Origin of the sequence: Rhizobium ruizarguesonis, from assembly GCF_012349115.1 — a bacterium.
Classification (GTDB): domain Bacteria; phylum Pseudomonadota; class Alphaproteobacteria; order Rhizobiales; family Rhizobiaceae; genus Rhizobium; species Rhizobium ruizarguesonis.
Genome location: NZ_PQIG01000089.1, coordinates 264101 through 271659 on the forward strand (window position 1 = coordinate 264101; position 7559 = coordinate 271659).

Annotated in this window: 9 protein-coding genes and 2 pseudogenes; 7 read left to right on the top strand and 4 right to left on the bottom strand. The window is 60.0% G+C overall.

Features of this window, described 5'->3' with window-relative positions; translation table 11 throughout:
- The first annotated feature begins 10 nt into the window (after positions 1-10).
- Complete coding sequence (locus C3Y91_RS22820) at positions 11-352, top strand: tRNA-binding protein (RefSeq protein ID WP_075224517.1); 342 nt, start codon at positions 11-13, stop codon at positions 350-352.
- Positions 353-527: 175 nt separating this feature from the next.
- On the opposite strand, the gene C3Y91_RS22825 is transcribed toward C3Y91_RS22820, so the two are convergent.
- Positions 528-1223 (bottom strand): MBL fold metallo-hydrolase, encoded by a 696-nt coding sequence (locus C3Y91_RS22825; protein ID WP_168575812.1) that lies wholly within the window; start codon positions 1221-1223, stop codon positions 528-530.
- Positions 1224-1510: 287 nt separating this feature from the next.
- On the opposite strand from C3Y91_RS22825, the gene C3Y91_RS22830 reads away from it, so the two are divergent.
- Positions 1511-2128, top strand: coding sequence for a DUF1236 domain-containing protein (locus C3Y91_RS22830; protein ID WP_130675502.1), 618 nt, complete (start codon positions 1511-1513; stop codon positions 2126-2128).
- Positions 2129-2311: 183 nt separating this feature from the next.
- On the top strand, positions 2312-2581 hold the full coding sequence (locus C3Y91_RS22835) for a hypothetical protein (protein ID WP_003541697.1): 270 nt from the start codon (positions 2312-2314) through the stop codon (positions 2579-2581).
- Between the two features lie 135 nt (positions 2582-2716).
- Here the strand turns inward: C3Y91_RS22835 and C3Y91_RS22840 are convergent.
- Positions 2717-3458, bottom strand: a pseudogene (locus C3Y91_RS22840) (branched-chain amino acid aminotransferase); the annotation flags it as partial.
- Positions 3459-3563: 105 nt separating this feature from the next.
- A pseudogene (locus C3Y91_RS22850) lies at positions 3564-3686 on the bottom strand (branched-chain amino acid aminotransferase); the annotation flags it as partial.
- 279 nt (positions 3687-3965) lie between these two features.
- On the opposite strand from C3Y91_RS22850, the gene C3Y91_RS22855 reads away from it, so the two are divergent.
- The 4 genes from C3Y91_RS22855 (at position 3966) to C3Y91_RS22870 (ending at position 6964) form a co-directional block, all read left to right on the top strand.
- Positions 3966-4457, top strand: a complete 492-nt coding sequence (locus C3Y91_RS22855) for a MarR family winged helix-turn-helix transcriptional regulator (protein ID WP_064247790.1) — start codon at positions 3966-3968, stop codon at positions 4455-4457.
- Positions 4458-5159: a response regulator gene (locus tag C3Y91_RS22860; RefSeq protein WP_018073989.1), complete on the top strand. Its 702-nt coding sequence runs from the start codon at positions 4458-4460 to the stop codon at positions 5157-5159.
- Between the two features lie 24 nt (positions 5160-5183).
- Entirely contained in the window at positions 5184-6560 is a 1377-nt protein-coding gene (locus tag C3Y91_RS22865) for an ATP-binding protein (RefSeq protein ID WP_168575813.1), read from the top strand.
- A gap of 152 nt (positions 6561-6712) precedes the next feature.
- A complete protein-coding gene (locus tag C3Y91_RS22870) occupies positions 6713-6964 on the top strand; it encodes a helix-turn-helix domain-containing protein (RefSeq protein ID WP_130689437.1) in 252 nt (83 codons plus the stop codon).
- Here C3Y91_RS22870 and C3Y91_RS22875 read toward each other — a convergent pair.
- On the bottom strand, positions 6926-7559 hold a 634-nt coding region (locus C3Y91_RS22875; RefSeq protein ID WP_168575814.1), incomplete at its 5' end, for a transposase. The genes C3Y91_RS22870 and C3Y91_RS22875 overlap by 39 nt on opposite strands.

Genomic DNA, 7559 nt, shown 5'->3' on the forward strand with positions numbered 1-7559 from the left:
CGGAGACCATATGGCAGAAGAGATCAACTACGCCGATTTCGAGCGTGTCGACATTCGTGTCGGCACGATCATCGAGGCCAGTCCCTTTCCGGAAGCGCGCAAGCCGGCAATCAAGCTGGTGATCGATTTCGGCCCTGAGATCGGCGTTAAAAAATCCTCGGCGCAGATCACCGTGCATTATACGCCGGAAAGCCTGCTGGGCCGGCAAGTGCTCGGCGTCGTCAATTTCCCGCCGCGCCAGATCGGGCCGTTCCGCTCGGAAGTGCTGACGCTGGGTTTCGAGGACGAGAACGGCGCGATCGTGCTTGCTGCAGTCGAACAGTCGGTGCCAAACGGCCGAAAGATGATGTGAGCGGGAGCTTACACTTAAAGCGCGTCGCGTCGAATCGGATTCATGCGACGCGCTTTAAGTCTTTATGCAAGTCGTTATCCCAAAACCGCTGCGCACTTTTGGGCGACATGCATTAGATCAAAGAAATAGAGCATGATGTCGTCCGAAAACCGCGCACACTTTTCGGCATCATGCTCTAGTTGTTCGGGGCTTCGCCTGATGCGCCGGCATCGGATCCTCGACGAGGTCTGATTTCCTGCAGAAATGGATTGCTTCGCCGCTCGTCGCCGATGCGGCTGCCCGGGCCGTGGCCGCAGATGAAGCCGACCTCGTCGCCGAGCGGCAATACCTTGTCGCGGATCGAATCGAGAAGCTGCTGATGATCGCCGCCCGGCAGGTCGGTGCGACCGATCGAGCCGTTGAAGAGGACATCGCCGAGATGGGCGAAATTCTGCGCACGGTTGAAATAGATGACGTGGCCGGGGGCATGGCCGGGCGTGTGATAGACCTCGAATTCTTGGGCGCCGAAAGAGATCTTGTCGCCGTCCTTCAGCCAGCGGTCGGGCACGACGTTACGCAATCCTGATATGCCGTATTTCGCGGCCTGGGTCTCGATCCGCTGCAGCAGCGGCAGGTCGTCCTGATGCGGGCCGACCACGTCGATGCCGAGAGCTTCCTTCAGCTCGCTGGCACCGCCGGCATGGTCGAGATGGCCGTGTGTCAGCCAGATTTCCTTGATGGTCAGGCCGTTCTGGGCAATCGCCTGCAGGATGAGCGGCACGTCGCCGCCGGGATCGACGACGACGCCTTCCTTCGTATCGGGATCGAAGAAGATCGTGCAGTTTTGCTGGAAGGGTGTCACCGGAATGATGCCGGCCTGGAGCATGCCCATAAGTGCCTCGCTTGGTGTCTCTGCTGCTTCGGGTATAGTCCGAAACCGCGGCAAGGACAGCCGGAATCTTGTGCCATTGGCGGTGTGGCTCACGGTAAAAAGACGGACTGCAACAAGAATTTATGCCCTCTTCGCCATCGTCGCAGTGCGAGAAAATCGAGTTTTTCTCAATTTTTCCAAATATTTGCATGAAATCTCCCGCAAGTAGTGTTTCGCTCGGCGGAGCACAGGGGAACATCGTGGAACCCCGTGCGTTGTCAGCCCATCGAAACCAAGGAGACGCTCACATGACCTTGAAGAGAAACATTCTGCTGGCAGGCGCGGTGCTGATGGCTAGCGCCGGTCTCGCGCAGGCTGAGATGATGGCGACGACGGTCAACGATCTTAACGTCCGCGCCGGTCCGGGCCCGCAATATCCGACGGTCGGCCTTGCCACCCGCGGCTCGACAGCGGTCCTCGACGGCTGCATCGAAGGCAGCCGCTGGTGCCGTGTCGACGTCAATGGCATGCGCGGCTGGGTCTATGCCGATTATCTGCAGGTCGATCAAGGCGGCAGCTCTGTCATCGTCGAGCAGCACCGTGCCGAGATCGGCGTTCCCAGCGTGACTTATGAGTCGACCGCGAGTGTCGTGCCGGCCGAGCCACAGCCGGCACCGGGCGACGAGTTGCTCGGCCCCGTTGGAGCGGTCGAGACCATTACCCCGCCAGAGACGGTCCGCACTTATATCGAGACCAATCCGGGCCAGACGGTGCAGCTCGGCGGCGATGTCGTCGTCGGCGCTGAGGTGCCTGACGCTGTCACCTTCCAGTCGATTCCCGACTACGAGTACCGTTATACGAGGATCAACGATCGGCCGGTACTGGTCGATCCCGGTACACGCCGGATCGTCTACGTCTATCAATGACGTGTTCGACAGAAACTGAGGCGAGGCGGACGTCGGACCGCCTCGTTCCGGGGCGCTTCTCCCTGCCTTAATCCCGCATCGGTTGATTTTTCTTAACGCTTTCCTCCAAAATATGATAAAATACTAATATGCCGAAGGTTCGGCATGGATCGGCGATCGGGGAGATCGCCAGAGGAGGAAATCATGGAAGCGCTACTTCCGCTCATCACACAATTGATTGCCGGCGCAATCGGCGGCAACGCCGCGAGCGCCGCTTTGAAGCAGCAGGCGATCAACGTCGTCGCCCGGACCATCGCAGGTGCGATCGGCGGTGTTGCCGGCGGTATGCTGCTCAGCATGGTCGGCGGGGAAGCGGCCATGACCGGCCTGATCGCCGACGGCATCGGCGGCCTGATCGGCGGCGGCATTCTCTCGACGCTCGCCGGACTGGTCATGGCACGGGCGCATAGGTAAAAAGGCCCGGCAGGCGGTTATCTACAGCGCCGCGTGTCTTTTGAGACGCGCAATGGACGCTGTTGCACTTTAAATTGCTGCATAATTTTATCCTTTTAGGAATTATGCAGTAGCCGGACCGATTGCGTGAGGGTCTTATTCGGCGGCGATCGCCGCCGGATAGACTTCCTTCATGTAGTCGTCATCAGCACTTCGGAGATCTTCGACGGCGTGAAGCGGTACGGGCCGATTTCGGAAACCGGGGTCACTTCCGCAGCCGAGCCGGTGAGGAAGCATTCGCTGAAGCCGGGAAGCTCTTCCGGCAGGATAGCGCGTTCGATCACCTCGATGCCGCGGCGTTTGGCGAGTTCGATGACGGTCTGGCGGTGATGCCGTTCAGGAAGCAATTCGGGGTCGGCGTGTGAATGACGCCATCCTTGATGAAGAAGATGTTGGCGCCGGTCGCTTCGGCGATCTGGCTGCGATAATCGAGCATCATGGCATCGGCGTAGCCTTTGGCCTCGGCGGCGTGCTTGGAAATGGTGCAGATCATGTAGAGACCGGCAGCCTTGGAGGCGCAGGGCGCCGTCTTCGGATCGGGACGGCGGCATTCGGCGATATCGAGGCGGATGCCCTTCAGCTTTTCGGTTGGGTTGAAATAGCTGCCCCATTGCCAGATGGCGATGGCGACGTTGATGCGGTTGGCCTGCGCCGAAACGCCCATCATCTCACTGCCGCGCCAGGCGATCGGACGCACATAGGCATCGGAAAAACCCTGGCGCGCCAGGAACTCGACCGTTGCGACATCCAGTTCCTCGACGAAGTAGGGCGCTTTGAAGCCGAGGATCTCAGCGCATTTGTGCAGGCGCTGGTTATGTTCGGTGAGTTTGAACATCTAAAGCGCGTCGCGATCTTTCAGATTCGCTCCTCGCGCTTTAGGTTCCTTGTTTTTAGGCATGTCGTTGTCGCAAAACCGCTGCACACTTTTGCGCGACATGCTCTAGCCGCCATAGGCGCGCTCGCCTTCGAAGACGGCGCTGGCATAATGCAGGCCGTGGGTCAGTACGTGGATCTTGGCGTCTTTCCAGGCGACGAACTCGCCGTTGAACCAGATTTCGCCGTCCAGCTGGTCGAAAGGAACTGAAGCCTTCCCTCAACTCCTCCGATGCTTGAGCGCCATGCCTGTTGATTGTTGTCCCCATTACGTTTTATCCACAGACGCAAGGGGAAATCGCCTATTGCGTCGGAGTGCCGAACGGGCCTTGGTTTCCAGGGAAATGAGAGACCGTGCGGGCCACCCGCAGAGTTCGGGAAAGCTAGCAGCGACGCAAATTTATCTCAGCAAAGCTGACATATCTTCGCGAAAGCTTCCTGCAGCGCGCGGAAAGAGAAAAGGAAATGCCGAGTGTCACGACAGACCGGTCCGAAAGCAAGCAAGCCAGAGCCGCTGGCCACGCCGATGGAAGATACAGGGATTATCGATTTCGAGATCATCGAGCTGTTCTTCTTCGCCTATCGTGACTTCGTTTCCGATCCTGACGCCATCCTCGAAAAGAGCGGCTTCGGCCGGGCGCACCATCGCGTCGTGCATTTCGTCAACCGCAACCCTGGCATGACGGTTGCCGATCTTCTCGATACCTTAAAGATCACCAAGCAGAGCCTCGCAAGGGTGCTGAAACAGCTGATCGATTCAGGCTATATTCGCCAGGTGGCCGGCCCCGAGGATCGGCGGCAGCGGAAGCTTTATCCGACGAAATCGGGACGAGAGCTGGCGCTTGCCCTTGCTGAGCCGCAATCGCGCCGCATTGAGCGGGCATTCGAAGGGGCTTCTGCGGAGGTGCGGGAGGGCGTAAAAGCTTTCCTCAGCGGAATGCGGGACAGACAGAGGGCGGATTGAATGGCGGTCAAGACAGGTATTTCCGACGATGCGGCGCACTTGCTGGTGGTCGATGACGACTCCCGCATCCGCGCGCTGCTCAATCGTTATCTCGCCGAGAACGGCTTCCGCGTTACCGTCGCCGCCGACGGCGCCGAGGCGCAGCGCAAGCTCACCGGTCTGGATTTCGACCTCATCATCATGGACGTGATGATGCCCGGTGAGTCCGGCATCGACGTCACCCGCGGACTTCGCGCCATCAAGAATGTGCCGATCATCATGCTGACGGCGCTGGCGGAATCGGGCAATCGCATCGAAGGCCTCGAGGCCGGCGCCGACGATTATCTCTCCAAGCCCTTCGACCCGCGCGAGCTGGTGCTGCGCATCAACAACATCCTGCGTCGCAATGCGGGCGGCGAGGGACCGAAGATCGAACAAGTGATGTTCGGGCCCTACACCTTCTCGCTGACCCGCAAGGAGCTGAAGAAAGCCAGCGAGGTCATCCGACTCACCGACCGCGAGCAGGAGATCATGCTGCTCTTTGCACGGCGTGCCGGTGACACGATCCCCCGCCATGAACTGATCGGCAACGATACCGAAGTCGGCGAGCGGACGATCGACGTGCAGATCAACCGGCTGCGGCGTAAGATCGAGGATGATCCCGCCAATCCCGTCTGGCTGCAGACCGTGCGCGGCATCGGATACAGGCTGAGCATCGACTAAACTCAAGGTTCGGGACCGGCGCTGATGGTGACGATCGACAGCTTGCGGCGGGAAGACCGCACTTCTGCGCCGGGCTGGCGCTGGGTCGTCCGCTGGCTGCGTCGCCGGCTGCCGACCGGACTTTACGCGCGCTCGCTGCTGATCATCATCATTCCGATGGTGCTCTTGCAATCCGTCGTCGCCGCCGTCTTCATGGAGCGCCATTGGCAAATGGTGACGGAGCGGCTGTCGCTTGCCGTCACCCGTGACATCGCCGCGATCATCGAGATCATCGACACCTATCCGCAAAATTCGGACTATAGCGAGATCGTCCGTATCGCCCGCGACCAGCTCAGCCTGCAGATCTCGATCGAGCCGGATGGCGACCTGCCGCCACCGCGCGTCAAACCGTTCTTCTCGATCCTCGACGGCATCCTCAGCGACGAGATCACCGACGAGATCCACCGGCCCTTCTGGATCGACACGGTCGGCAACTCGAACCTGGTCGAGATCCGCATCAAACTCGACAACAAGATCCTGCGGGTGCTGACCAAGCGCAGCCAGACCTATGCGTCGAACACTCATATCTTCATCGTCTGGATGGTCGGGACCTCGCTGGTGCTGATCGGCATCTCGATCCTTTTCCTGCGCGGGCAGATCCGGCCGATCCTGACTTTGGCGCGAGCGGCTGAAAGTTTCGGCAAGGGGCAGAAGCCCGATAATTTCTATCCGCGCGGCGCCGACGAGGTCAGGCGTGCCGGTCTTGCCTTCATCCTGATGCGCGAGCGAATCGAACGGCAGATCGAGCAGCGCACCGCGATGCTCTCCGGTGTCAGCCATGATCTGCGCACCATCCTCACCCGCTTCAAGCTGCAACTGGCGCTCGCCGGCGACAATCCCGACCTGCATGGTCTGAATGACGACGTCAACGACATGCAGACCATGCTGGAAGCCTATATGGCCTTTGCACGCGGCGAGGTCGAAGAGGATGTCGGCGAACTCAAACTCAGCGAGATCTTTGCGAAGCTGGAATCCGATTTCGCCCTGCATGGCAAAAAATTCAGCTATTCCATCGAAGGCGATGACGACATATCCGTCCGGCCGAACGCCTTCATGCGTCTCGTCACCAACCTTGCCTCGAACGCGCGTCGTTATGCCGATAGGCTCGACATCGAGGCCAAGCACAATGCCAAATGGCTGACCGTCATCTTCGACGATGACGGGCCGGGCATTCCGGAAAAGAATCGCGAGGACGTGTTCAAGCCATTCTTCCGGCTGGATACGGCGCGCAATCTCGATGCGTCGGGCACCGGGCTCGGCCTTGCGATCGCCCGCGACATCGCCCGCAGCCATGGCGGCAACGTCACGCTCGGCGACAGCCCGCTCGGCGGCCTGAGGGCAACGATCCGCATTCCGGCCTAAAGCATGTCGCGCAAAAGTGTGCAGCGGTTTTGCGCTAGCGACGTGCGTAAAAACAAAGACCTAGAGCATGCTGTGATTTAGCGGAATCTGGGATTCGCAAATCAGTTTGAATGTGATTCAACATTGCTGCTGGGGAAGGCAGGCCAGCGGCGATGACACAGCCTTATTCTGAAGATCTTCGAGAGCGTGCAATGGCGCGGCTAACGGCCGGCGAGACGATACGCTCTATTGCGGCCGCACTATCGATCAGCCCTTCGTGTGTTTCAAAATGGAAGCGGCGCCTGGCCGAGACAGGCGCTCTTACGCCAGGCCGGATTGGCGGGCACAAGAAACGGACTTTGTCGGATGAGAATCTGTGTTGGTTGTCAAGGCGGATTTGGTGTCCAGATGCGATCGTGAGCTAGGAGGCAGTTTGCCAAGACGAGCAGCTTGCGCATGATGGCGACCAGGATGACCTTGGCTGGTTTTCCTGCGGCTTTGAGCGTGTCTGCAAAACGAGCAAGGGCGGGATTGTAGCGACATGCCGACAAGGCGGCCATGTAGAGCGCGCGCCGGGGTGCGGGCCTGCCGGCGCGGATGGAACGACGTCCGGTTCGGGCACCGCTGTCGTTGGCGATTGGGGCAAGCCCTGCCAGCATGGCGGCCTGCTTGCCCGAACATGTACCTAACTCGCCCATACCGGCCATCAAGGCCAGGGCGGTGACGCGGCCGATGCCGGGAATGGAGGTGAGGATCTCGGCCTTGCGGTAGAGCTGCGGATCCTCGCCGACACGTCGCTCGATTTCTTTGTCGAGACGTTCGACATACTGCTCCAGCCTGCGCACAAGGCGGTTGAGTTCGCCGCGCAGGAAGGCGGTGGTGGCCGTCTTGCTGCGATTTTGCAGGGCGGTGATGTCACATTTGGCCACTGATCGTGCATTGACCAGCTCCTGCAAGGCTTCAATGTGAGGACTTGGCGGCGTGTCGGCCGGCGGGCGCAGGCTCTCGGCCAGGAGCGCC

Excerpts from the sequence above, each read along its gene's own strand:
- C3Y91_RS22820 (WP_075224517.1), top strand. The coding sequence starts at position 11 with ATGGCAGAAGAGATCAACTACGCCGATTTCGAGCGTGTCGACATTCGT.
- C3Y91_RS22825 (WP_168575812.1), bottom strand. The coding sequence starts at position 1,223 with ATGGGCATGCTCCAGGCCGGCATCATTCCGGTGACACCCTTCCAGCAA.
- C3Y91_RS22830 (WP_130675502.1), top strand. The coding sequence starts at position 1,511 with ATGACCTTGAAGAGAAACATTCTGCTGGCAGGCGCGGTGCTGATGGCT.
- C3Y91_RS22835 (WP_003541697.1), top strand. The coding sequence starts at position 2,312 with ATGGAAGCGCTACTTCCGCTCATCACACAATTGATTGCCGGCGCAATC.
- C3Y91_RS22860 (WP_018073989.1), top strand. The coding sequence starts at position 4,458 with ATGGCGGTCAAGACAGGTATTTCCGACGATGCGGCGCACTTGCTGGTG.
- C3Y91_RS22865 (WP_168575813.1), top strand. The coding sequence starts at position 5,184 with ATGGTGACGATCGACAGCTTGCGGCGGGAAGACCGCACTTCTGCGCCG.
- C3Y91_RS22870 (WP_130689437.1), top strand. The coding sequence starts at position 6,713 with ATGACACAGCCTTATTCTGAAGATCTTCGAGAGCGTGCAATGGCGCGG.